We start from the raw sequence: 22,778 nt of genomic DNA, 5'->3' as shown, positions 1-22,778 counted from the left end.
TAATGGACAGCCTGACCTGAGTCAAACGAAAAGTTGAAATTCTATCGAAAACACTTTGGCGAAGGTTGCGCCCGAAGAAAAAGCATTAAAGCTGAAGTTTTAACGAATTTAAAAGGACTGTCCCTCTGAGAAATTGGGGGCTAAATATAAATTACTTCATTAGAATGAACACCTAAAGCTATTGAAATGCCAAGCAAACTAAAATTTAATACACTGTGCTTAATGACCCAAAGTTTGTCAGTATTCCAAAATAACAAAGCAAATGTGGCTTTAACCTGGACATTGAATTTCTTGACTTTACTCCATAAAAAAAGAGGACAATTATTGCTAATTGTCCTCTTTTTACCAAAACTTATGTTTTTACTAGAACGTTGACGCTCCAGCTTCTGCAACTGTATGATCATTTTCTACTGAACTTCCGCTTACACCAATAGCTCCAATGATTTCGCCTTGAGCGTTTTTTATTGGAATTCCACCTGGAAACGTGATTAATCCGTTATTTGAATGTTCAATATTGTATAATGAACCACCTGGCTGAGATAAAGAACCAACAATTCCGGTATTCATATCAAAGAAACGAGCTGTTTTTGCTTTTTTGATTGAGATGTCTAGCGAACCCAACCACGCACCGTCCATACGAACAAATGCTACTAAGTTTGCTCCTCCGTCTACAATGGCGATGTTCATTTTTGTGTCTATTGCAACCGCTTTTTGTTTTGCTGCCGCAATCGCTTTTTCTGCTTTTGCTAATGTAATGTTCATATATTTATATTTTAAAATTTGTTACTATTTATACTGTAAATATACAGTGAGATTGAAAAAGTCCGATTACTTAAAAAGTCTATTTTCTTATGAAAATGAGTCAGTTTATCTGCGTATCATTCCGTGTGGGTCAATTACGAATTTTTTAGCAACTCCGCTATCAAATTCAGCATAGCCTCGTGGTGCATCTTTTAAGCTTATCACTTCTGCATTTACAGCTTTGGCAATATTAATTTTGTCGTGCAAAATTGCATTCATTAGTTGTCTGTGGTATTTCATCACTGGCGTTTGCCCTGTGTGGAAAGAGTGAGATTTTGCCCAACCTAATCCAAAACGAATTTTAAGACTTCCTTCTTTTGACGCTTTGTCTGTTGCTCCTGGATCTTCAGTCACGTACAAACCTGGAATTCCAATAGATCCTCCAGCGCGAGTGATTGCCATAGCTTGATTTAGAACAACAGCGGGCATTTCTTTCCCTGCGTTTGCACCATGTCCACTTGCCTCAAAACCGACACAATCTACAAAACAATCTACTTCAGGTACACCAACAATCATCGCGATTTGTTCCTGCACCGGAATACCGTTGGTCAAATTAATGGTTTCACAACCAAAACTTCTGGCGTGAGCAAGACGTTCTTCATTAAGATCACCTACAATTACCACAGCTGCACCTAATAATTGACAACTTGACGCGCAAGCAAGACCTACTGGTCCAGCACCTGCAATATATACGACTGAACCAGCCGTTACACCTGCCATAACTGCTCCGTGAAATCCTGTTGGGAGAATATCTGTAAGCATCGTAAGATCTAATATCTTATCCATTGCTTGATCTTTGTCAGGAAATTTCAATAGGTTAAAATCAGCGTAAGGTACCATCACATATTCTGCTTGGCCTCCAATCCATCCACCCATGTCGACATATCCGTAAGCACCTCCGGCACGATCGCCATTAACATTTAGACATATTCCCGTCAGACCGCTCTTACAATTTCTACAACGACCACAAGCAACGTTGAAGGGAACCGAAACGATATCTCCTTTTTTGATAAATTCCACATCGCGTCCTAATTCTATAACCTCTCCGGTAATTTCGTGTCCAAGAACCAATCCTTTTTCGGCGGTGGTTCTACCTCTCACCATGTGTTGGTCAGATCCACAAATATTAGTGGCGATTATCTTTAAGATAACACCGTGTTCACACTTTCTGTCACCTAGCGCTAATTTAGGATATTCTATTTCTAGTAACTCCACTTTTCCAGTTCCCATGTAGGAAATTCCATGATTTTTGCACATACTTTTCAGATTTAAATTATTTACAACTAAATTAGAAAGAATGCCAACCGTTCCACTTATTATAAAAGGTCAATCTTATTGAAAAGAGGTCAAATATTAATTTTTTATGAAAAGGTCGTCCAAAATATAAATTAGCATCTTGATTTTAAATGGATTATAAAACTTCTAATAGGTAATCAAATATCTCTTGGACTTATTCCAAACTTGTTTTTGAAGGCTATACTAAAGTTAGAAAGATTGTTGTAACCAAAATCAAGATAAATATCCGATGGTCTCAAACTACCTTGCTCTAAAGTTTCTTTCGCTTTTTGAAGTCGTTTATCTTGTAACCACTTTCCCGGAGAAACTTTGTATTCTTCTATAAAATGACGTTTGAAAGTGGACAAACTCATATTACATAAAAATGCAATTTCTCCCAATTTCAGATTAGAATGAATTTTGCTTTCCACAATTTTCCGAAACGGAGAGGTTTCTTTGGCGACAAGTGAATATAAATATGATTGAAATTTCTGTCCATATTTGTGTAGAAGATACAGCATTAACTCTTCAAATTTAACCGAGAGTAAATTTTCCATAAAGACCTTTGGAGCTTCACTGATTGTCGAAAGCGAATTGATATACGACGAAATATAGGCATCATTTCCGATAATAAAATACGGAATGTCATCATTTACTTGTTGCTCGTTGGCGCCGTGTTTTTCGAGAAATTCACGGAGGACTTTTTCAGAAAAAAAGAATAGTTTGCAGTAATAAATTTCCTCTTTATCCAACAATTCGGTCCAGAGCCAATTTCCTTTTTTCAATAGTAAGGATTGTTCCTTATTTACCGCAACCGCTGTCCCTGCAAAGTGCACTTGCTTCTTACCAATTTGTAAAAAGCTAAACATATTCATCCCTAAATTAACCTTGCTCTTCAAAACATCACTGGTCATTTTAAAATCATAGACGAATAAATCTGGACTTTTCGTGCTGTTCTTTAAGTATTTCTCGGGTATATTTTCTATTGGCATTTTAGTTTATTTTCGGCTTGTTTGTAGTTGTAAAAGTAGTTCAAACTGGATATTTCTTCCATATAAACATATTTTTTTGTACAAGTGTACTGATTTTTTTTGTTATTTGGGCAGGCCCTTCGCCAGAGATTTTACTCTGATCAAGACGTAGAATTCTCATTAATTTTAACAAAATATTTTTGTTTGGCTCAGGTCGGGCTTTCCACTATATCTTTGCTGCAAGAACGATTATTGCTTTTAAGATTACGTCGGTTTTGATTGCTCAATTCTACTTAGAGTCAAGCAGCAAACGATGCCGTTTCAAATGAAATTCATCGGCAGCCGCAAGTAGCTGCTGAACGAAGTCGATTTGCCTGCACTGAGCGTAGTGGAAGTGAAGTCGCTCATGTAATGGAAAAACTGGGTAATAAAATAGAGAATCTAGGGCTCAATACCTGGCAATTGCGGACTTTGTCAGCCGTGAGAAGATGTAGAACGGCAGCTTTAGGCGGTCATATTGATGCGTGTGATCAATGTGGTAAAATTAGTATTAGTTACAACTCGTGTCGCAATAGACATTGTCCCAAATGTCAGGGAAAAAACTAAAAGATTGGATACAAGCTAGACAAAGCGAACTCTTACCAGTTCCATACTTTACTCATGTTTTTTTATTTGTTTTTTATTTGAATTCGTGATTCGCTTCGCTTAATTTATGTTGTTTTTACTTTGCCTGATAGCATCAATAGTGTAGCGATGCAAGAGCCCAGATTAGTGTATGATATTCTTTTTGAGTCCACTTAGGAAACGTTGAAAACCTATGGTAAAGCCGCAGTAATCCAAAGCGGAATGATTGCTGTTTTGCACACGCTTGCCCAGTTAGAAATCTAGTTGATTTTTTAATCTGTTTTTTAAATACCTTCTTCCCATTTCACTTTTTAGATATTTTTCTGTAGCAATAGCGTCTTGTTTATTAAATGAAACTTCATGATACAATATTTCCCACGGCATCTTTTTACTCGTCGTTATTGTCCTACCAGAATTATGCTGTATAATTCTTTCATCTAAATTTGAGGTCTAGCCTATATACCACGAATTATCCATTAGAGAAACTAAAACATAAACATAATATTTTTCCATTATGTAAAAGTATAAAAATTTCTAACGGGGTGCGGGACAAAATTTATCCCTGCATCCACACTTGCATTGCATTGTTCCAGGCGGCGGTGTGAACAAAAATGGCAAGTGGCAAAACATACGAGACGATGTTAAATTTTTGTTTCCAGTCAAGGCATTGTCCAAAGTTTTTAGGGCAAAACATTGCGAGAAACTAAAAGAGAAAAGCCCTGATAATTATACCAAAGTCAAGAAGCAATTGTGGGAAAAGCAATGGGTAGTGTTCGCTAAGAAGCCTTTTGGAAGTCCAAAATCAGTAGTTGAATATTTAGGAAGATACACCCATAAAATAGCCGTTAGCAATAACCGAATCCAAAGTATTGACGATCAAAACGTAATTTTTAGCTACAAAGATTACCGTCAAAACGGATTTAAGAAACAAATGACACTTACCCATGAGGAATTTATCCGAAGGTTTGCGTTGCATATTCTGCCCAAACGTTTTGTAAAAATCCATCATTATGGCTTTTTGAGTAGCATCCCGATAAGAATCGGAACAGGCATTGGAAAGGGGAGAAACTTAAGGTTTTACAAGAAAAACTAAAGGTAAAACTAATTGAAAAAGTAGAGAAGAAAACTTTTTTGCCCAAATGTCCTTGTTGTAAAACAGGCAATTTGCATCGAATAGCAGTATTTGATCAGCGTGGTCAGCCTGCTTGGTATCTTGGCGGTAGCCAAAGTTCAGGTCCCTGTGAAAACTAATTTCGTAGATAAGGGATTTTGTATTCAGATATGAACGAAAACACTAGAAAAACCATACTCAATTTTACTGGAAAAAAAGAGGCGTTTTAGCCTCTTGTAATCTCTCTACTCATTTTCCGATAACTCCATAGTGTTGACGGCATGTAATGGGTTCCAGCTTGTCCGCCTTGGAGGATTCAACCGCGGCTTTATTGTTGGCTTTTCAAGCCCAACAAAGCCATAGCTGTTATACGCAGGCTTATTTGGTTATAAGCTCTTCATACTTCCAATCTTTAAAAGGATAAGAAAATATTTCATCATTACAGTCAAAAGGAAAATCAGCGATGATTGATTCTGCAAATTTTACATATTCACTATCTGACTTAGGATATTTTTCAAGAATTTCAAGAATTTCTATATTATTAACAAAGTAAATATTACAATTTCTGTAACCATGTTTTTCTTTAAATGCCAATGCTAATTCTTTTAACTCATCCAGATTATATTTTTTTTCTATATAAAGATAATAATTCGTAACTACTAAATTATCAACAGTTTTTACAAGTTGATAATTGAATTTATTTATATCAAAATTCAATTTCATAACATTTTTGTGTATTAATTCTCTTTCAAACGCATTAGTTTGATAATTTATTTTCATTTTGTAAAAATCTATGTTTCTATTCTCAAATTTTCGAATAAATTTTTCTATTAATTCATTTGAAGCATCGCAGCCGAAATATATTGCTGAAATTGCAGAGTGATGATGAGTTTTAAAACCTGAATCATCAAATAATAATCTAATTTCTTCTTCTTGACTCCAGCGTTTCTTTTTGGTGCCAAACATTTTATTGATTGCTATTTGATTATTGATGTCGTTTACAATAAGAATCGGTTTTTCATCAGAATAATTTACATCAATTTCATATGCAAAATCAAAATTTTGAGTTTTATCTTTTAATTTATAAATATCATACTCAATGCAGTAACCTCGGTTATTATCTGCGTAATATGCCCAAAGTGTTTCGCTTAAGTATGTTTTAGAAAGACAATATATTCCTAAGGTATCTTTATATTTGGTAATTTCTTGAATCCCTTTCCTTATGTCTGGTACTTTAACATTAAATATTTTTGCAAGAGAAGCAAAAGTCTCTGTAATTATTTCATCAAAATTAGCTTCAAATTTATCATTCATAGATTCAAATTTAGAAGCGTAGAATTTGTTAGCTAAAAATGTATTTAAATCTCTCTCTAATATTTTCTCATCTAAAACACCTCGAAATTTGAATACTTTCATTTATTGGGGATTTTGGAAAGCTTGTGTATTACGTTTGGTCGCTTAGCGATGTGGCGGATTAAGGAAGCGTAATCTTTCGGTTAATGGCTAATTTTCCAAGTACAAAACCATCTTCAAATTAAGCCAAATCCTGCCATATGGCCAAACGACGGTTAGCGGATGTCTTACTTACTAATTGTTATTTCAAAACTATTTGGAAAATTTTCTTTTTTTACGAAAAGCAACGAAATAAATGGAATAAAAACTAAAGGCAATATTACTTTTTTCGCAATAATTAATAGAATAATTAAACTTGTAATTGCAATTCCTATAATAATTCCCACACCTAATTTATAAGTAACACTTGCATTAATAGTTATAGTTATGTCTTGAGCATATCTTATATTTATCACTTTTAAAATAGTAGTATTTTCATTTTTAACTTGAATAATATTTTTTCCGCTTTCTGCAATAAATATTTGTCTGTTATTTACATAGTCAAGTTCAGCTTTAGATTCATTATTAATGAGTATTTCGTACTTATTACTTTTATTATAAATTCCAGTACTTTTAGACATTCATACTATAATTTTACTTTCTGCCATTTTTACAACATTAAGGGTTTATTGTTTTTTTTGAATAGTTCCTTTATTTTATATTGTTTTTTTATTAACGGAATTTTCCAAAGATATCCGCTAACTCGTATATATGCGAATCAAACCTTCGTATATACACCTATTTTTGGGGTTGATTGGCGAAGGTTTATAATTTTTTATTCTATCAAATATATGAATAATTCTTACATAAAAAAGCCTTAAACAATATTATAGGGCTTTTTCATGGCTATTTTTAAAGAAATTTCTTTCTAGTTTTATTCAAATGAATTTGTGTAGTTAAAATTAATAAATGCTGGGCGCACATCCTTTCTAATTTTTATGGAAATTTTGTCTTCTTTCAATAAGCTATTAACATATTCAAAACTTATTTAGCCATTTTTGAAATTGTAATTGTTTTGAAATGATAATTTAGACGATTTCTCACAATAAATAACTTCCAACACCTTGAAAAGGAAATTGAATCAAGTTATATGAAAAGTGGGTGCTATTAATGTAATGAGCTAGTATCTTAAGTTCGTTAAAGTAACAAGGGAATAGTAATTTAAAAAATGTTCACTCTGCTTTAAAATATTGCAAAAAGTTTCTTTATGGGTTTTCCGTTATTAAGTCTCTCTTGACCTCTCCAGTTGTACTCAAATATGCGTTTGTGGGCGTTAAATATGTATCAGCAATAAAAGTTGCTACTATTTAGTATAATAAGCTATTTAAACAACAAATCAATTGGTATTCCAAACTATAGTCAAAGTAAAATTCAATAATTTTATTCTTCTTCAATACGTTTTCTATCTTTTAAAATAGTGAACCAAAGTAGAGTTAATGTTATGAAATATTTTTATAAAAAAAAACGCTGCAATTGCTTGCAGCGTTTTAGTGGGGAGAGTAGGATTCGAACCTACGAAGACGTAGTCAGCAGATTTACAGTCTGCCCTCGTTGGCCGCTTGAGTATCTCCCCAAGGCCTTTGAGTACAACAGTTACCTGTTGTGAGCGGTGCAAATATAGAAACTGTTTTTGTTTCTGCAAACAAAATTTGTACTTAATTTCAGTATTATTTTTAACACATTGGTATTGAATAAAATAAAAAAAATCTCCGCTAGGGAGATTTTTTTATTTGCGTTAAACTAAGTGTTTATTTTGCTAAAAGCTCAACTATTTTAGCTCTTAATGCGTCACCTCTTAAATCTTTTGCTACCACATTTCCTGCAGCATCAAGTATAAAAGTAGCAGGAATAGCTTCAACGTGATATAGCTTTGCTATTGGTTCATCCCAAAATTTTAAATTAGAAACATGGGTCCATGTTAATTTATCTTTTGCGATTGCCTCTTTCCATTTAGTAGCATCTTTGTCTAAAGATACTCCAATAATGTTAAGACCTTTAGCGTGTAAATCGTTATAGATTGCAACAACGTTCGGATTTTCTTGACGACATGGACCACACCACGATGCCCAGAAATCAACTATTGTTACTTTTCCTAAACTTTCTTTAAGGGAAACCATTTTCCCTTCAGGGTTAGGTGCGGAAAAATCTGCTCTTCATTTACCGTCAGTTGTTGGCGCTGTTGCTCCAACACCTGCAGGTGCTTTAAGTTCTGATAATTTAGCTTTAATTGCTTTTCCTGGTTTTGTGTTTTTCAATGACTCATCTAAACCATTGTATAGTTTTTCAGATTTAGATACATCAGCCGATGGATCATTCAACATACCTTGGATAATCAAAGCAGAAATGAAAGATTTAGGATGTGTTTCAGCATAGCTCAAATATTTAGCTTTTGAAGCAACACCTACTTCTTCTTGGATTTTATTAAAATCTTGCATCAAGCGATTGATAACAATTGTATCTTTAGTTTCTTGAGCTTTGTTCATAGTCTCCATGTTCTTATTTTGGAAATCCATAAGTTTCTTTTGAACCTTAGTGATTTCTTCATTGAATGAAGCATACTCTTCGTTGTTATACGTTCCAGTAACTTTAGATTTTTGGATACTATCTTTATCGATAGCAATTTTTACTTCACCATTTTCTAATATAAAAGGAATTTTAGCTTGTGCTCCTTCAAGTTGAAGTGTATAAAATGCAGGCTCAGTAATTTTACCTTTCATTTCGAATTTACCATTCTCTACTTTTACAGTATCTTTTGCAAGCAATCCCATTCCGCTTTCATCTTGAGTTTCTAAGATGATTGTTTTACCATTTTCAATCCCTGTTGCAGTTCCTGAAATAATGTACTCGTCTTTCCCCACCTTGTTACAAGCGATTAAAACTACAGCGGCCGAAAGTAATAAAATTATTTTTTTCATTATTAATTAGTTAATTGAGTTAAGTGTGCAAAAGTATTTAAAATAATCATATTTCAAATCTTTTTAGAACCTAAAATTTTGTTATAATTTCACCTCACTTAAGCGTTGTTTACTAGCGATTTAGCGAAGCAATTTATGTTTTGAATCGTTATAAATAACAGTATTTATAATTGCCTCAATAATAGGAAGTTGGATTTATAATCAATTAAAAGCACTTCATGAAGCAGAGAAGGAGTGGAGCGCTGAAAGAAAGTACGATCCAAATTAAAAGAAGGAGCTTTGCTAAACTAAAAAAAGCACCCTAAATAGGATGCTTTTATATTTTGATACTTTAAAAAAGAAATTAATCTTGATTAAGAGTTTTTCTCCAAGTAAATGAATTCAAGATATGTCTTTTTGCAAATCTTCCAGGAGACTCAGCGTTAACCATTTTTACATACGTTGCTTTAGGAACACTAATGTATTCATAAACGCTACCGTTTGAAAAGTTAATGATTAATCTTCCTTCAACAAACTTGTAATCAGTGATAGTTGAAGTAGAAATTGTTTCAGTGTATTCTGGTAGGTTTATTTTAGTAGTTTCAGGATTGATACTTACCAAGAAATGATATGCTTCAATAATTTTTTTACTATTTTCTTCTGCTTCTTTTAATCCAGCGTCATCACCTTGAAATTTATCAGGATGTGCTTCTTTCATCGCATTACGATAGATCGTTTTTAAATCTTTAAGTTCTGCAGTTTTATCTACATTAAGCAATTTGCGGTATTCAACTATTTTTTTCATAAATAAGGTAACTACTTGTCTTTTAATATAAAATCAATATAATTTGATTTCAAAATCGACAAATTTTTTGCAAAGGTACACTTTTTTTTATTTTAATGGTTTGAGACCAATAAATTTTCAAAAAAAAATGAATTTTAGGTTATTGTATATTTTATAAAGGTAAAATGAAACCGTTATTGTTCCGGTTTGTTGTTAGCCTTATCAAAATTTTTAGATTTTTTCGGGTATTTGTTATAGCTGATATCACTTGGGTTTTCGATAATAGATTTTATAGTAATCCATTCTCCTACAGGATATTTAGATGCCATTTTGTAATCCAAAAGATATATACCACAAAAAAAGTTGTTGTTTTCATCTTTTTCCATTATTCCAGTGTAAACACCTTTTTGTAACATTCTTTCTTCAGAAGCTTTAGTCATAATCAATTTATTTAAAATAATTCTTGGCTGCAAAGTTAATCAAATATAGTTTGAATTGATACGAATTGCGCTTTCTGATTATCTTTGTGACATGGAGAAAAATTTTAGACCTCATCCTAATTCCTTCAAAAATACGTTTTGTGTATTTGATGAAATAGATATCGAAGCTATTAGTAATTTGAAAATACAGTACGATAGCAAATCGGGAAGTAAATATTATTACACAAAGGCTGGAATGTACCGATTGTCTAATCATTGGGGACGATTAGCGAATAGTAAATGGAGATTAGAGCCATTGGAACCTGAAACAAAATCTAAATTTAAATTGGGTTACGCTTCTTGGCAAAGTTTTTATCCAGACAACGCAGTTGAGGAATTATACTATCTTGAGGTTAACTATTACAAAAATACAGTTAATTATCAGCATAAAAATAATCCAACTTACGATAAGAAAGCAATATTAAGAACCAGTTTTGAAACAACTAAGCGGATTAAGCAAGTTCGAAATTTACTAAATTTGACTTCTTGGGCTAAGTATTTCGATTATGATGATATTGATGTTTTACGAAAAAAAATCATTACTGATTTAGTTTTTACTAATAAAACATTGGAGGAAATTAAAAAGCAATTTATCTAAAAAATTTATATTTTAAAAATCTATAATTGTTTTTAATCGTTGGAAGCTATTAGCAGTAAGTCATTTACGCTTACAGGTTTTGATAAATATCCTAATATATTAGTGTAGGTTTTTGATGTGTTTTTATCTTCGACTGCAATGGAGGAGCTCACAATATAAACAATGATTTGTCTTTTAAATTTAGGTTGTATCTCTCCCAGAGCCTCCATGAATTCCCATCCATCCATAACAGGCATGTTTATATCAAGCAAGATAATGTCGGGAAGATCACCATCTTTATCTATAACCTCACTTAAGTTGTCAATCGCTTCTTTTCCATTTTTATAAGAGAAGATTTCTGAAAACATCTCTGATCGTTGGATAATCTTATTGATAATGATTTGGTAAATCGGATCATCATCAACTACCCAGATTGTTTTTTTTCTCATAGAATATAGATTTTGAATGTGGTACCAATATTGATTTCACTTTCCACAGTGATATTTCCTCCCATTGCATCAATTTGATTCTTTGTTATAAAAAGACCGATTCCTTTTGAATCAGAATTATCAGTGAATGTTTTGTACATCCCAAAAACCTTATCACCATTTCGATCTAAATCAATCCCAATTCCATTATCAGAAATTTTTAGTATTTTGACATTATTTTCTGATGTAAACGTAATTTTGATCAGCGGTTTACGATTAGGATGCTTGTATCGAATAGAGTTTAAAATTATATTATAAAGTATGCTTTCAAGATATGCCGGATTGTAATTAATTACAGTGTCTTTTGGTATTTCTGTTATGATCGTTACTTCATTAGAATTTATTTGTTTCGAAAGTATGTTTTTAACTCTTGTGATATTATCTTCTAAATTTAAGGATTCAGATACTAAACTAATATTTGTTCTAATATTTATGACTTCGTTTAAATGAAGCATCGTTTCATTAAGAGAACGAGAAACTGTTTTAAGTAATTCCATCATATCATTTCTTTCTTCCTCGGATTCGGATGATTCGATCAACGAAACTATAGAGGCAATATTACTCGTGTGCGATCTCAAGTTATGAGAAATAATATAAGAGAAGTTTAGTAATCTTTTGTTTTGTTCTGATACTAAATCAAACGAAGCATTTAAATCTTTTTCTGCTTCTTTTGTTTTGGTCACGTCAATCATTATACCACGTAAGGTAACAGGTTTGCCGTTTTCGACAACAACGTTTACAATATCTCTTAACCACACAATTGTACCGTCTTTTTTAATCATACGGTATTCAAAATCATGATTTAAGTGAGCATCTGTTTGATTTTCACAATACTTTACAACCCAGTCTTTATCATCAGGATGAATGTGCTCTGGCCAAAATACGCTGTTACTTATCCATTCTTCAGCTGTGTAACCTAAAATGCTTTCTATTTTTTTACTTACAAAGTTGTAGCGATCCGTTTCAGTATCAAATTCCCAAACAATTCCATCAATGGTATTAATCAAAGATTCAACTCTTTGTTGCGATTTTTTTATAATATTTTCACTTTGTTTCTGTACTGTAATATCTTCTGTTGAGACAATAGTTCGTGCTAGCGATTCCTCAAATCCACTAATTACACTCCATCTAAACTTGACGTCGCGCGGTTCACCATGAGCAGTTTTTATTATTGTTTCTGCTATGATTTCATTTTCGCCTTGTGTAATTGCTAGAATATGATTTGCAAAATTACAAGAGTAGCGTTCTCCTATTAATTTTTGAAAACCTACTGTTAATTCCTCTTTATTCTCAGCGTTATGAAGTTTCATACACATGGTATTCACATCGATAACGCGTATTAACGTCATCGCTTTAATTACCACTTCAGGATGTGTACCTAAATATTTCTTAACTTCCTCTGCACTTTTATGCATCAAATCAAGTTCTACTAGATAATTTCTAACCAGCGAAAAATCCTTCTCCCACAACGCAATAGGATAATCCTCAAATAAACTTTTAAAACGTATTTCGCTTTTTTTGATTAATTGTTCTGCTTCTTTTTTTATCGAAATATCCTCAATAATAGCGATATGAGATATTACTTTGCCGTCCGTTTTTATAAGTGGTGAAACCGTTAAATTAATCCAAATCACTGTTCCATCTTTACTGATGTATCTTTTCTCTCTTGAATAATCAGTTATTTGCCCATCTCTAAGTTTATCTATACTTGTTAGATCGTCATTTAGATCATCGGGATGCGTTAAAGTTTGATAGTTTAACTCTTGAATTTCCTGCTGCGTATATCCTAAAAGTTTGCAGTACTGGTTGTTAACTTGGATAAATCGACCAGTAAAGGAATCTACGTGTGCAATTCCCACAGCAGCTTGATCAAAAATTGTTTCAAATTTTATCTCAGAATTCATCAGCTTTTTAGCTTGAGCAGTAACTAACGATTGCAGTTCGTTAGGCATTCTTAATAGTGTAAATATTAAAATACCAAATAACGCTGCTAGAATAATTCCAATAATTCCGGGTACTAAAATTTGGTACGGAATATTGTTTTCCTTTTTCGAAATAATATATAATTTCCAATCGCCATCTGGAATTTTCACAGATATATTGGCGTGATTGGTAAAATCGGCTTTGTTTGATAAGTGAAAAGTTTCTTTATGAGATTCAAGATTCAACTTTGAAAATTGAAAATAATATTTAGAACTATCAATATTGCTAATACCTGCTGAGTTCAGCAACTTTTCTAAATCAATTACTACCGCTGAAAAACCCCAAAATTTACTCTTGATAAAAATAGGTAAACGGCCTACTATTGCTTCTCCGCCTTGTCTTAGCTTTAGAGGACCAGCAAAATACATTTTATGAGTCGCAATGGACTTTAAAGCTTCTTTTTTGAGATTATTATCTTGAAGAATATTTAAATTAAGAGCTTCTTGATTTTTGTCTAATGGATAAATATATTTTATTACACCGTTTGGAACTAATTCGACAGTAGTTATGTTTTCATTAGCCTCAATAAGTGCTTTTGAAATAGTATCAAAATCAGTTGGATAACCTGAATCATCAATTGTTAAGGCTAAAGATAGCGTCGTAGTGTAACAGTTTTTAAGAGATTGTTCAATATTTTGACGCACTACATGAAGAATTGAAGTCATCTCTCGCGTGTTGTCCTCGGTAGCCAATTTATATTGTTGAAAAACAATAAAGCCTACAATATAGCTGAGAAATAGGAACGTAATAATCCCTGTCAGTTTAGGTCGTTCATAGAACCATTTGACATGCTTATTATTTTTTTTCTGAGACTTCATTTATTAGTAAGTAGGTTTAGGGCGCTTCAATATTAGATAAAAAAAATCAAAAGAAAAGCCATTTTTATGTTTTTATGTCTTCGCTACTTCATGTTTATTACATACAATAGAATCTAGAAGCGTTTATATTACTAAAAATGTATTTTATTCCTTAAAATAAATATAACAAAAATTACTTGATTACCTATTCAAAATTAGATTTAAATTTCTGAATGCTACTATTTTAAACCAATTACAATATTGAAATACTGAAAAAATCATTTCAAAATCATTTTAAATTTAATAAATAAGCCGAACTTTGCAGTCGTTTCCAAAACAAATAAATGTATTGGAAATTTTACAGCATATAATATGGGTCGCAATAACGATAGAAATATAAAAAAGCACAACGATAAATTGCACAAAGCACAAGATAAAGTGAAGCAAGCGGAAATCATTCGTAAAGAAAAATTGAAGCAGATCGTCAAAAAATTCAATGAGAATAATACTCCCGATACTAATACTATATAAGCAGCATGGATAAAAGTAAATTTGAAGAAGTAAAAACAGGTGTTCAATTAATAATCGATTTAATTGCTGAAAAAAATGCGAAAGAAGCGGGAAATAAACTAGTTGAAGTAAGCGAAGAATTAGATGAATTACTTGATTTTGCTGAGGAAGATGAAGATTTAATGGAAGTAAGCCGTTACCAGGTATTACTGAATCAACTGCATCAAAAAATTGTTGGACTTAATGGTCAATCAACCTCTTCTAATTAATTTTTTGGTCGAATAATGATTTTAATCGAATGTTACTGTGGTTCAACCAAACATTTTCAGGTCTGTTGCGAACCAATAATTAAAGGTATTCAAAAAGCCACAACTGCCGATTCTTTAATGCGTTCGCGCTATTCAGCTTATGTACTACATCAAGCTGGTTATCTTGTAGCAACTACTCATATTTCTACAAGAAAACACCATTCTAAAAAAGATATTTTGGAATGGGCAGCAAGCAATCGCTGGCAAAACCTAGAAGTACTTAATACTACAAAAGATACGGTTGAATTTAAAGCGTATTATTTAGACAGTAATGGCGTGAACCACATTCATCACGAACTTTCCACTTTTATATTTGAAAATGGAAATTGGTTCTATGTTGATGGTGAATTTTTCTAAATAAGGTATTCAACTTGTAGAAATTTAGATTTCATATTTAGACTTCAACTTTCTGAGAAATTATTAGATAGATAATATTTATCATTCTTCGAGAAATCTACTATTTTTTAAAAAGGAATTTTAATTATTAATTGCTTTCATCCTTCTTTTTCTAATAATTAAAGTTATTACCCAAGTAGCAATTAAAACTACTAGAATGATAATTTTTGTCGAATTCATCTCTGGAAAAAAGTTGTTTAGAGAATGAAAAGCGGACACTGCTAATAATGATTGTGTGCTGTCTGCTACTTTACCAATTCCCCAAGATGCTAATACCAAAATTCCAAAGAATATAATATTACCACTAGTTAGTTCGAAATTTAAGTGCCAAATAAACCAAAGCACTGCTACTATTAGAACATTTACAATTTTTGGTAATGACTTTAATTCTTGTTGCAGAAAGCCGCGCCACCCTATTTCTTCTAGAAGTCCGTAGATTAATATTGCAGATATAGCCGTAAAAGAAAAGGTTCCTTTTGTGAAATATTCAACTGCTAAAATTAAAGTAATTGGAAAAATCCAATACAATAAAAAAGGAGTTATACCATTTTTATAATTTCCTTTTAACGAAAGTTTTGGTTTTATTTTGAATATTGAAAAAGCAACTACAGCGCCAATAGCCGGTCCAGCGGCTTGAAGAATAACTTTTATAAAATCACTGTTTACATTTTCTAATAAATTCGTTTTGTTAGTTAAGTAGCGTAAACCAATTGCAATGATGTAAAAATTAATAATTGCAAAATAGTTGATTTTGGTTTTCATAAGTTCTAGTTTTAATTACATTCCAAAATTAAAAATTCCATTTCGCTAAAAAATTGACTTTGGGTAAGAAATGAAATATTAGGATATTTTTTTTCGAATTCTACTCAAACTTTCGGCAGTAATACCAAGATACGATGCAATTATTTTTAGAGAAGTGCGCTGAAAGATTTCTGGTCGTTCCTTAATCAATTTTAAATAGCGATCTGAAGGTGAGAGCGTTAATAAGTTAATTTGCTCAAATTGTTTCCTTATGAACATTGCATCTGATATGGCTTTTCCTATTAAAAGTCCTTTATTAGATTTTGAGTATAATTCGTTTAAATCTTGGTGACTAATGGACCAGATCACTGAATCTTCTAAACTTTCCGTTTTAATAATAGTGGGCGATTGTAGTAAAAATGATAAGTATTCACTGAAAATATGATTTTCATAGTACAAATTAATGCAAACGTCTTTGTTATCAGCCAATACAAAATGTGCTATGGAACCCGAGATAAGAATATTAACGTGTTTCTCTGTTTTATTGTATTCTTTTATGATTTCGTTTTTACTAAATAATCGTGGCTTTACATATTTGGAAAATTCATTCCAAAGACTCAAATCTGCTGAATAATAACGGTCAAATATTTCTTTAATCTTTTCTGCTGTTGGTTGTTCCATAGGGTAGGAGATCGCAATTATCTCTATAATAATTTGTGTAATTGGTTTCAAAAATAGTACAATAAAAAAATAAATTTACAATGTTCGCTTACACATCTTCAACTGCAAGATTTCGAAAATGATGTAATTTAAATTTCCAAATTTCACTTAACGAAGGGATATTTTAATGTCTTCGACTTTTTTGAAATCCAGTATTTTATCTTTTGACTGCAATTGTACTATTGTTTTTTTTAGATCTAGACTTATCGTTATAGTTAGATCAAGTGGCTCGTCTGGATTATTTTTTGTTAATTCCTCAAAATGATCAAAAAGCTCTTCTTCATCAAACTCGATAAAGAGTTTATATTTCTTTTGGTTTTTAAAAAAAGTGAACTTAATTAATTTGGTTAAAACCTGCTTTTTGTAGTCTAGATTTATTACATCCTCATTTTGTATTACAAAAGCTTCGCCATTATAAAAATAGAAATTGAACGCCGATTTTGCTTGTCCAAAATTGTTAGGTTTCACTTTCCAATTGTATTTTTTACGGTATTTAGTTGTCCAGATTCCAAAAGGTATTTTTTCACCATTATGGACAATTCTTCTAAACTGAGGTCTATCTTCGCAACTGCACGTATCGTTTAAAACTAGCTTTTGTGCTTCTTCACTTACTTTATCGTTGTCAGTAATTCTATCAGCACTGATTTCTTTAGCTTTAAAAACTCCTATTTCTTTGGATTCATTAACACCAGAAATCCAGATAACAACCTCTCCACCTGGCGCAATACCTGCAACTAAACCGTTGTACAATCCTTTAGTCGAACCTTCATTAGTCAAGGTTACTTTATTGTCACGTATAAATCCATTTTTAAAATAGGCAGCAATTTTTTTTTGATCGAGTTTGGTGTATAATTCGTAATACTTATCCTCTAGATAGGAATACCAGTATAACTGTAAACCATTTGGCACAGGAACTCCACCCGCCATTGATGATTTAAAAGTGGTGTCGCCATTACCCCATTGTGTTGAATATACTTTATTGTCTTCTAGCAAAGTGTAAGGAGTACGATGGCCTCTAATCCCGATTGCAAATCCACTTCCTTCTAGCAATCGAATGGGATAACCTTCGGGCGTAGAAATGCCTTGCTGGTACTCGTAACTCTCCGTTCTTAGATACTCTTGCTCATTGTTAAAAGTAGCTCTTTCCTCAGTAGAGCTTAACAGAAGTAAAATAAAGCAAAGCACTATAAGTACGCAGCTTGTGAAAAATATAGAAAAATCATTTTTTTTAGAAATAGCCGCAATTCCTAGTAATACTATAAACTGTACGGGTACTGCAATTATAATTAAGAAAATTACACCCAATTCTTGCGGAATATAACTGCTGTTATTGACAATTTGAAATTGTAACAAAAACAAGTATAGTAAAACATTAATCACTGAAATAGCGACCGAAAGAAGAAAGAGTTTTAAGTAATAATTCATTCTATAAATAAGGTTTTGACTTTTTTAAAAGTAAGTTATTTTTTCATTTTAAGAATCAGTTTGCGGTACTTTTTAGGATTGAACTCAATTATAGGTTTATGAGCACCATCAAATAAAATCATAGCTGTTCGCTGTGATAGGCTTTCGACGGCGATATAATAAGTTTTATTGTTTACATTAAATTTAAAATCTCTGGCATTAGTTTTTCCAATGTAAAAATCATCTGTTGCAGGACCGAAAGAATTATACAATTCGTTTGCAATTTTTTCATGTTCGAATGTTCTATTATTTTTAAATTCAAACTTTTCATTTTCTACAAAATAAACGGCTTGATTTGGTGCCGATATTTCAAAACCAAATTTGGTTTTCGTGTCAGATGGAACTTCTTGAATGTATTTTGGACTGCAGGAAGTGAGTATGAATAAAAGTAATATTGAGATTTTCATTTTTGGCTGGATCGAAATTAATAATTGAAGCTTTAAATCTTTTTTGAAATTTAGATTACTGTAGGATAAATATAGATAAATTTTAGGTTAATAGTTCTAAAAGATAATCGATTTGGAATTAAAAAAAAACCGTAAATCAGGTAATATTATAATCAATCAGCAAAACTTTAATTCCATCAATTTCTCGATGAACTGCATAAAATTTTAACAGAATTTATTTTTTTTAAAATAGCTATCGAATGTTTTTTTTGTTTCGAAAAAAGCTAATATCTTTAAAAACGACAGCGGATCAAACTTTAATTTTACCTTTTATTTTATCCTAAATTAAATAATGTAAAACGTAGCATTCTAATTAAAACAAAATCTAAAAAATTGATTGAATGCTTTAATAAATAATAAAAAAAATGGAAAATATACTTCAAAAAATTCTTCTAGGTGTCGCTGTTGGTGATGCTGTGGGAGTTCCTGTAGAATTTAACCCAAGGAGTTATTTTAAGGACAATCCAGTAGTGGATATGCAGGAATATGGAACACACGATCAACCAAAAGGCACTTGGTCTGATGATACTTCTTTAACTTTATGTTTAGCAGAAAGTATTATCGAAGGTTTAGACATGAATCTATTGGCTCAAAAATTTATCGACTGGAGAAACAATAATTATTGGACCGCGCTTGGTTGGGTTTTTGACATTGGAATTGGAACAAGAGTCGCAATCGAGAAGTTAGAAGAAGGAGTGGAGACAGAACTTGCCGGAGGTCCTAATGCACTGGATAATGGAAATGGATCTTTAATGAGAATTTTGCCTTTAATCGTTTACACGAAAGAACTAACAGTTGATGAACGCTTTTTATGGACTAAAAAAGTGTCTTCGTTAACGCATGCACACATTCGATCGATTATTTCTTGTTTTTATTACCTCGAATTTGCCAAGAAACTTATTGAAGGAATGGATAAATGGCAAGCGTACAACGAACTTCAAAGTGAAATTAAAAATTACTTAGAAAGTCAGCAAATAGATGCCGCAGAAATTCAACATTTTAGTCGATTATTAAAAGAGGATATTTCTATAGTAAATGATTTCGAAATCAAAAGTTCTGGTTACGTTATCGATACATTAGAAGCTTCTATTTGGTCAATTCTTACCACTGACTCATATGCTGACGCTGTTTTAAAAGCTGTAAATCTCGGAAATGATACTGATACAACTGCTGCAGTAGTGGGAGGTTTATCTGCTTTGATTTATGGTGTTGAAAATATACCAACTGAGTGGCTAGAATATTTAGCTAGAAAAACAGATATCGATGATCTCGCTGCAAAATATGATGCTTGATTATTACGTTTTAATAAGAGCTTTAGATATCATTTTAAAATGGAAATGCACTCTAAAGCTTTTTACCTTTTTTATTGATGAAAAACGTTTTGCTTCCAAAAGTGACTTTAGCTTTTCCATCTACGAACTTTTCGGCTTTTTTATATTTTAAGGCAATTGCTATTTTGCCGTTTATGTCTACAAAACCATATTTACCACTTTCATTAATCACAACTGCTAAGCCATCTGAAAAATTTTCCATCCAAATATATTGTAAAGGCACTAAAATCTTTCCTTTACTATCAATAGCTCCCCACAAATCATTATTTGAAACTAAACAAAATCCATTTTCAAATCCATTTGCTGCAGATTGATAATTTGAAGGTATTGCAATCGTTCCAGACTTATTTATAAAACCGATTTTGTCATTATGATCGAGGAATAAAGCGAGTCCTTCGTGAAAATTACCAACAGCTAAATAATTTAAATTAAATGGAATTGCGATTTGGCCCATTTTATCAATATATCCAAATTTTCCATTTTGTTTTACCGCAGCTAAACCTTCCGAAAAGTCTTGAGCAAAGTCATAAATAAACTCAATAATAATTTCGTCTTTTTTATTGACAAAACCCCATTTGCCATTTTTTTTGATCTTTGTTAAACCATCATAAAATTCACCTCTTACTTCAGAATCATTACTTTCTTTATCTTCTCCAACTGTGACTTGCGCAGCTAGATTGGCAGATAAAAGTAGTGTGAAAAGGAGAATGATATAGTTTTTCATGGCGTGAGCTTTTATTATTGGGAAATCAGATTCAAAAATTTTGTTTAAATTATCTTAAATGAAACATATTTATTTATTAACGAGATGAAGAAAATGATTTTTTGATAGTATCACATGATAGTATCATGAAATAAATATAGTTGATGATTAACAAGTATTTATATGGATTTTGAAAATTAAAAGAGTCTTATTAGCCTCTCAAAATTTATTAAAAATTTTTAAGATAATTCCAGTGTGTCGAAGGCAATAAATTGGTTTTAGCTTTTTTCCGTTTGGTGATTAAATAGTAGATTAATTATTCGTTTTTCAAGCTAATTGCGGAACTCTTTGCTGTTATTATTAGTTTTTTTTGCGATGGTTAAAGATTAAATGAATCTTCCGTAATATTTTCAGAATTAAAAGAATTGTTTACGTCTGTTGCAATTACGTCAAATTATAACTTAAAACTTGGTACTCTATATCCGTCTGAATGATGTTGGCGATTATAGTCTAGAATATCTTCTCCTTTTTCATACATTGGATTTCTAATAAATTTACCAATGCATTGATCATTAACAATTTTTGAAATCCAATTTTTTCCGTAAGCAATTTTCAAGTAGTATTGACCTTCTGGAAGATTTTTTATTTTATAGCTTGAACTACTATTAATAAATATATATCTAATACATTTTTCGGTTTTCAAGTTCATAACTTTTACAGCAACATCAGTTCCTCCGCCAACAACAATTTCTAAATAATTATTAATTTTCCCTTTTTTGGGCTTGAAATTATAGCAAGGTGAAAGTTGTCCATTACTTATATCTTGCTCCTGCCAACCTAATAAAATTAAAGAATCTTTTTTCTTTTGGAACTGCTGTTCATCTGTTACTTCAAATTTTGCCTCTTTTTCAGTAAATGTATTATTTAAGTCGCCATTTGTTGGAGAATTATTTGAAGGCGAATCGTCCAATGTGTTTATGTCATTATTTATAACAGTAGCAGTAACAGTAAGTATAATTATTAATACAAAAAATACACCTTTATAATTAGTCCAGTAATTAAGTAATTTACTTCGTTTATTATATCTATAAATTTTATGAATAGTTTCATTATCAGTTCCTGCTAATTTAGCAAGCTTAGGATTAATATTTTCTATATATACAAACGAATAAATAGGATGTTTTTCGTAGCCAAAGATTTTAGAACATTCTAATACTTCTCCAATGATTTCTTTATTAATTTTATAATCGCCATGATTTATTAAGAAAGTTATACTTTCTTCACATAATAATTCGTTAATTCTGTCATAAACGTTTCTTTTGTTAATATTCTTCTTACCAATTAATTCAATTTCTCTTCTTAACTTTTTGAAAGTAGTTAGAAATGTTTGAGGAGTGAGTGGTTCTTTTTTTTGTTCAGTTTCTTCTTGATATGAATTATCTTTTGACTTGCTTTTATGCTTAAATTTTAAATCATAATTTTTCTTTTTTATAGTGTCAGAAAGAGTTTCATAGGCTTGCGCTATTTCTTTAAACATCGTTTCAGCGGTTATATCTCCATTATTTTTATCAGGATGATATTTTAACGCAAGTCGTCTGAAAGCTTTTTTTATTTCATCAGAGGTTGCATCTGTTGAAATCTCTAATATTTTATAGTAGTCTGTCATTTTTGTTACTAATTTACTCTTTCTGCTGCTGGTTTTATGATAGTTTATAACTTGTATTTAGTTCTGATAAAATTACACTGCAATACCAATTTTAGGTTTTTATGATAAGAACCTATAATAATTGAATCAAACCCAAATATATAAAATTTTCCTACAAATTCATTTCATCAAGTCAAAGATAAACATCTTTTTAGCACAATTTCCGCGTGAGTGATAGTAGTAGAAACCCTCCCGTTTTTCAGGGAGATTGAAACGTATAGCACGACCGCGCTGAAACTTTAGTGGAAGTGCGGACACGCCCAAATTATTATCAAAAA

22 protein-coding genes, 1 tRNA gene and 3 pseudogenes are annotated in these 22,778 nt (G+C 31.6%); 7 read left to right on the top strand and 19 right to left on the bottom strand.

What is annotated here, in order from left to right:
- Window positions 1-363: 363 nt before the first annotated feature.
- The 3 genes from BC961_RS07900 to BC961_RS07890 form a co-directional block, all read right to left on the bottom strand.
- Entirely contained in the window at window positions 364-762 is a 399-nt protein-coding gene (locus BC961_RS07900; protein ID WP_121925314.1) for a GlcG/HbpS family heme-binding protein, read from the bottom strand.
- A 105-nt stretch (window positions 763-867) separates the two neighbouring features.
- Window positions 868-2,058 (bottom strand): formaldehyde dehydrogenase, glutathione-independent, encoded by a 1,191-nt coding sequence (gene fdhA, locus BC961_RS07895; RefSeq protein ID WP_121925313.1) that lies wholly within the window; start codon window positions 2,056-2,058, stop codon window positions 868-870.
- Window positions 2,059-2,234: 176 nt separating this feature from the next.
- Window positions 2,235-3,068 (bottom strand): helix-turn-helix domain-containing protein, encoded by an 834-nt coding sequence (locus BC961_RS07890; RefSeq protein WP_121925312.1) that lies wholly within the window; start codon window positions 3,066-3,068, stop codon window positions 2,235-2,237.
- A 390-nt stretch (window positions 3,069-3,458) separates the two neighbouring features.
- On the opposite strand from BC961_RS07890, the gene BC961_RS14945 reads away from it, so the two are divergent.
- Complete coding sequence (locus tag BC961_RS14945) at window positions 3,459-3,653, top strand: transposase zinc-binding domain-containing protein (protein WP_394345440.1); 195 nt, start codon at window positions 3,459-3,461, stop codon at window positions 3,651-3,653.
- Between the two features lie 270 nt (window positions 3,654-3,923).
- Here the strand turns inward: BC961_RS14945 and BC961_RS07880 are convergent.
- A pseudogene (locus BC961_RS07880) lies at window positions 3,924-4,109 on the bottom strand (GIY-YIG nuclease family protein); the annotation flags it as partial.
- Between the two features lie 109 nt (window positions 4,110-4,218).
- On the opposite strand from BC961_RS07880, the pseudogene BC961_RS07875 reads away from it, so the two are divergent.
- A pseudogene (locus BC961_RS07875) lies at window positions 4,219-4,922 on the top strand (IS91 family transposase); the annotation flags it as partial.
- 238 nt (window positions 4,923-5,160) lie between these two features.
- Here BC961_RS07875 and BC961_RS07870 read toward each other — a convergent pair.
- The 7 genes and pseudogenes from BC961_RS07870 to BC961_RS07840 form a co-directional block, all read right to left on the bottom strand.
- Complete coding sequence (locus tag BC961_RS07870; protein ID WP_121925311.1) at window positions 5,161-6,198, bottom strand: DUF2971 domain-containing protein; 1,038 nt, start codon at window positions 6,196-6,198, stop codon at window positions 5,161-5,163.
- 164 nt (window positions 6,199-6,362) lie between these two features.
- Entirely contained in the window at window positions 6,363-6,755 is a 393-nt protein-coding gene (locus BC961_RS07865; RefSeq protein ID WP_121925310.1) for a hypothetical protein, read from the bottom strand.
- A gap of 910 nt (window positions 6,756-7,665) precedes the next feature.
- Window positions 7,666-7,747: transfer RNA gene (locus BC961_RS07860), tRNA-Tyr, on the bottom strand.
- A 175-nt stretch (window positions 7,748-7,922) separates the two neighbouring features.
- Window positions 7,923-8,309 (bottom strand): annotated as a pseudogene (locus tag BC961_RS07855) (peroxiredoxin family protein); the annotation flags it as partial.
- Between the two features lie 18 nt (window positions 8,310-8,327).
- The gene (locus tag BC961_RS07850) at window positions 8,328-9,089 is read right to left on the bottom strand and encodes a DUF4369 domain-containing protein (RefSeq protein WP_121925308.1); all 762 of its coding nucleotides are present in this window, start codon (window positions 9,087-9,089) and stop codon (window positions 8,328-8,330) included.
- Window positions 9,090-9,432: 343 nt separating this feature from the next.
- Complete coding sequence (locus tag BC961_RS07845; protein ID WP_121925307.1) at window positions 9,433-9,873, bottom strand: KTSC domain-containing protein; 441 nt, start codon at window positions 9,871-9,873, stop codon at window positions 9,433-9,435.
- 173 nt (window positions 9,874-10,046) lie between these two features.
- Window positions 10,047-10,292 (bottom strand): hypothetical protein, encoded by a 246-nt coding sequence (locus BC961_RS07840; protein ID WP_121925306.1) that lies wholly within the window; start codon window positions 10,290-10,292, stop codon window positions 10,047-10,049.
- Window positions 10,293-10,383: 91 nt separating this feature from the next.
- Between BC961_RS07840 and BC961_RS07835 the strand changes: the two genes are divergently transcribed.
- Window positions 10,384-10,929, top strand: a complete 546-nt coding sequence (locus tag BC961_RS07835; RefSeq protein ID WP_121925305.1) for a hypothetical protein — start codon at window positions 10,384-10,386, stop codon at window positions 10,927-10,929.
- 32 nt (window positions 10,930-10,961) lie between these two features.
- Here the strand turns inward: BC961_RS07835 and BC961_RS07830 are convergent, their stop codons facing one another.
- Together BC961_RS07830 and BC961_RS07825 are read right to left on the bottom strand one after the other, a co-directional pair.
- Complete coding sequence (locus BC961_RS07830; RefSeq protein ID WP_121925304.1) at window positions 10,962-11,357, bottom strand: response regulator; 396 nt, start codon at window positions 11,355-11,357, stop codon at window positions 10,962-10,964.
- Entirely contained in the window at window positions 11,354-14,197 is a 2,844-nt protein-coding gene (locus BC961_RS07825; protein WP_121925303.1) for a PAS domain S-box protein, read from the bottom strand. Before BC961_RS07825 ends, BC961_RS07830 begins: the two co-directional genes overlap by 4 nt.
- Before the next feature lie 351 nt (window positions 14,198-14,548).
- On the opposite strand from BC961_RS07825, the gene BC961_RS14715 reads away from it, so the two are divergent.
- Genes BC961_RS14715 through BC961_RS07815 form a run of 3 tightly spaced genes read left to right on the top strand, consistent with a single transcriptional unit; the run spans window position 14,549 to window position 15,351 of the window.
- Window positions 14,549-14,707, top strand: coding sequence for a hypothetical protein (locus BC961_RS14715; RefSeq protein ID WP_170151299.1), 159 nt, complete (start codon window positions 14,549-14,551; stop codon window positions 14,705-14,707).
- A gap of 5 nt (window positions 14,708-14,712) precedes the next feature.
- Window positions 14,713-14,955, top strand: coding sequence for a hypothetical protein (locus tag BC961_RS07820; protein WP_121925302.1), 243 nt, complete (start codon window positions 14,713-14,715; stop codon window positions 14,953-14,955).
- 15 nt (window positions 14,956-14,970) lie between these two features.
- On the top strand, window positions 14,971-15,351 hold the full coding sequence (locus BC961_RS07815) for a YchJ family protein (protein ID WP_121925301.1): 381 nt from the start codon (window positions 14,971-14,973) through the stop codon (window positions 15,349-15,351).
- 120 nt (window positions 15,352-15,471) lie between these two features.
- On the opposite strand, the gene BC961_RS07810 is transcribed toward BC961_RS07815, so the two are convergent.
- The 4 genes from BC961_RS07810 to BC961_RS07795 all read right to left on the bottom strand — a co-directional run bounded on the left by BC961_RS07810 (window position 15,472) and on the right by BC961_RS07795 (window position 18,722).
- A complete protein-coding gene (locus tag BC961_RS07810; protein ID WP_121925300.1) occupies window positions 15,472-16,152 on the bottom strand; it encodes a CPBP family intramembrane glutamic endopeptidase in 681 nt (226 codons plus the stop codon).
- Between the two features lie 78 nt (window positions 16,153-16,230).
- The gene (locus BC961_RS07805) at window positions 16,231-16,863 is read right to left on the bottom strand and encodes a Crp/Fnr family transcriptional regulator (protein ID WP_211331310.1); all 633 of its coding nucleotides are present in this window, start codon (window positions 16,861-16,863) and stop codon (window positions 16,231-16,233) included.
- Window positions 16,864-16,959: 96 nt separating this feature from the next.
- Window positions 16,960-18,276, bottom strand: a complete 1,317-nt coding sequence (locus BC961_RS07800) for a DUF2931 family protein (protein ID WP_121925298.1) — start codon at window positions 18,274-18,276, stop codon at window positions 16,960-16,962.
- A 35-nt stretch (window positions 18,277-18,311) separates the two neighbouring features.
- Window positions 18,312-18,722, bottom strand: a complete 411-nt coding sequence (locus BC961_RS07795) for a hypothetical protein (protein WP_121925297.1) — start codon at window positions 18,720-18,722, stop codon at window positions 18,312-18,314.
- A 404-nt stretch (window positions 18,723-19,126) separates the two neighbouring features.
- Here BC961_RS07795 and BC961_RS07790 point away from each other — a divergent pair, with 404 nt between their 5' ends.
- Window positions 19,127-20,053 carry an ADP-ribosylglycohydrolase family protein gene (locus tag BC961_RS07790; RefSeq protein ID WP_121925296.1) on the top strand — a complete coding sequence of 309 codons (927 nt, stop codon included), beginning with the start codon at window positions 19,127-19,129 and terminating at the stop codon, window positions 20,051-20,053.
- A gap of 52 nt (window positions 20,054-20,105) precedes the next feature.
- Here BC961_RS07790 and BC961_RS07785 read toward each other — a convergent pair whose 3' ends face one another.
- Complete coding sequence (locus BC961_RS07785; RefSeq protein WP_121925295.1) at window positions 20,106-20,816, bottom strand: WG repeat-containing protein; 711 nt, start codon at window positions 20,814-20,816, stop codon at window positions 20,106-20,108.
- Between the two features lie 433 nt (window positions 20,817-21,249).
- On the bottom strand, window positions 21,250-22,461 hold the full coding sequence (locus BC961_RS07780; RefSeq protein WP_121925294.1) for a J domain-containing protein: 1,212 nt from the start codon (window positions 22,459-22,461) through the stop codon (window positions 21,250-21,252).
- Between the last annotated feature and the right edge of the window lie 317 nt (window positions 22,462-22,778).

The organism is Flavobacterium weaverense (genome assembly GCF_003688495.1).
Classification (GTDB): domain Bacteria; phylum Bacteroidota; class Bacteroidia; order Flavobacteriales; family Flavobacteriaceae; genus Flavobacterium; species Flavobacterium weaverense.
Note: the sequence above shows the minus strand (reverse complement) of the source record. Positions and strands in the feature narration are given on the sequence as shown.

What these genes read in the sequence shown, in the direction of transcription:
- BC961_RS07850 (WP_121925308.1), bottom strand. Translation starts at nt 9,089, where the DNA reads ATGAAAAAAATAATTTTATTACTTTCGGCCGCTGTAGTTTTAATCGCT.
- BC961_RS07825 (WP_121925303.1), bottom strand. Translation starts at nt 14,197, where the DNA reads ATGAAGTCTCAGAAAAAAAATAATAAGCATGTCAAATGGTTCTATGAA.
- BC961_RS07840 (WP_121925306.1), bottom strand. Translation starts at nt 10,292, where the DNA reads ATGACTAAAGCTTCTGAAGAAAGAATGTTACAAAAAGGTGTTTACACT.
- BC961_RS07790 (WP_121925296.1), top strand. Translation starts at nt 19,127, where the DNA reads ATGGAAAATATACTTCAAAAAATTCTTCTAGGTGTCGCTGTTGGTGAT.
- BC961_RS07890 (WP_121925312.1), bottom strand. Translation starts at nt 3,068, where the DNA reads ATGCCAATAGAAAATATACCCGAGAAATACTTAAAGAACAGCACGAAA.
- BC961_RS07815 (WP_121925301.1), top strand. Translation starts at nt 14,971, where the DNA reads ATGATTTTAATCGAATGTTACTGTGGTTCAACCAAACATTTTCAGGTC.
- BC961_RS07900 (WP_121925314.1), bottom strand. Translation starts at nt 762, where the DNA reads ATGAACATTACATTAGCAAAAGCAGAAAAAGCGATTGCGGCAGCAAAA.
- BC961_RS07795 (WP_121925297.1), bottom strand. Translation starts at nt 18,722, where the DNA reads ATGAAAATCTCAATATTACTTTTATTCATACTCACTTCCTGCAGTCCA.
- BC961_RS07830 (WP_121925304.1), bottom strand. Translation starts at nt 11,357, where the DNA reads ATGAGAAAAAAAACAATCTGGGTAGTTGATGATGATCCGATTTACCAA.
- BC961_RS07870 (WP_121925311.1), bottom strand. Translation starts at nt 6,198, where the DNA reads ATGAAAGTATTCAAATTTCGAGGTGTTTTAGATGAGAAAATATTAGAG.
- fdhA (WP_121925313.1), bottom strand. Translation starts at nt 2,058, where the DNA reads ATGTGCAAAAATCATGGAATTTCCTACATGGGAACTGGAAAAGTGGAG.
- BC961_RS07780 (WP_121925294.1), bottom strand. Translation starts at nt 22,461, where the DNA reads ATGACAGACTACTATAAAATATTAGAGATTTCAACAGATGCAACCTCT.
- BC961_RS07820 (WP_121925302.1), top strand. Translation starts at nt 14,713, where the DNA reads ATGGATAAAAGTAAATTTGAAGAAGTAAAAACAGGTGTTCAATTAATA.
- BC961_RS07800 (WP_121925298.1), bottom strand. Translation starts at nt 18,276, where the DNA reads ATGAATTATTACTTAAAACTCTTTCTTCTTTCGGTCGCTATTTCAGTG.
- BC961_RS07785 (WP_121925295.1), bottom strand. Translation starts at nt 20,816, where the DNA reads ATGAAAAACTATATCATTCTCCTTTTCACACTACTTTTATCTGCCAAT.
- BC961_RS14715 (WP_170151299.1), top strand. Translation starts at nt 14,549, where the DNA reads ATGGGTCGCAATAACGATAGAAATATAAAAAAGCACAACGATAAATTG.
- BC961_RS07845 (WP_121925307.1), bottom strand. Translation starts at nt 9,873, where the DNA reads ATGAAAAAAATAGTTGAATACCGCAAATTGCTTAATGTAGATAAAACT.
- BC961_RS07835 (WP_121925305.1), top strand. Translation starts at nt 10,384, where the DNA reads ATGGAGAAAAATTTTAGACCTCATCCTAATTCCTTCAAAAATACGTTT.
- BC961_RS07865 (WP_121925310.1), bottom strand. Translation starts at nt 6,755, where the DNA reads ATGTCTAAAAGTACTGGAATTTATAATAAAAGTAATAAGTACGAAATA.
- BC961_RS07810 (WP_121925300.1), bottom strand. Translation starts at nt 16,152, where the DNA reads ATGAAAACCAAAATCAACTATTTTGCAATTATTAATTTTTACATCATT.
- BC961_RS14945 (WP_394345440.1), top strand. Translation starts at nt 3,459, where the DNA reads ATGGAAAAACTGGGTAATAAAATAGAGAATCTAGGGCTCAATACCTGG.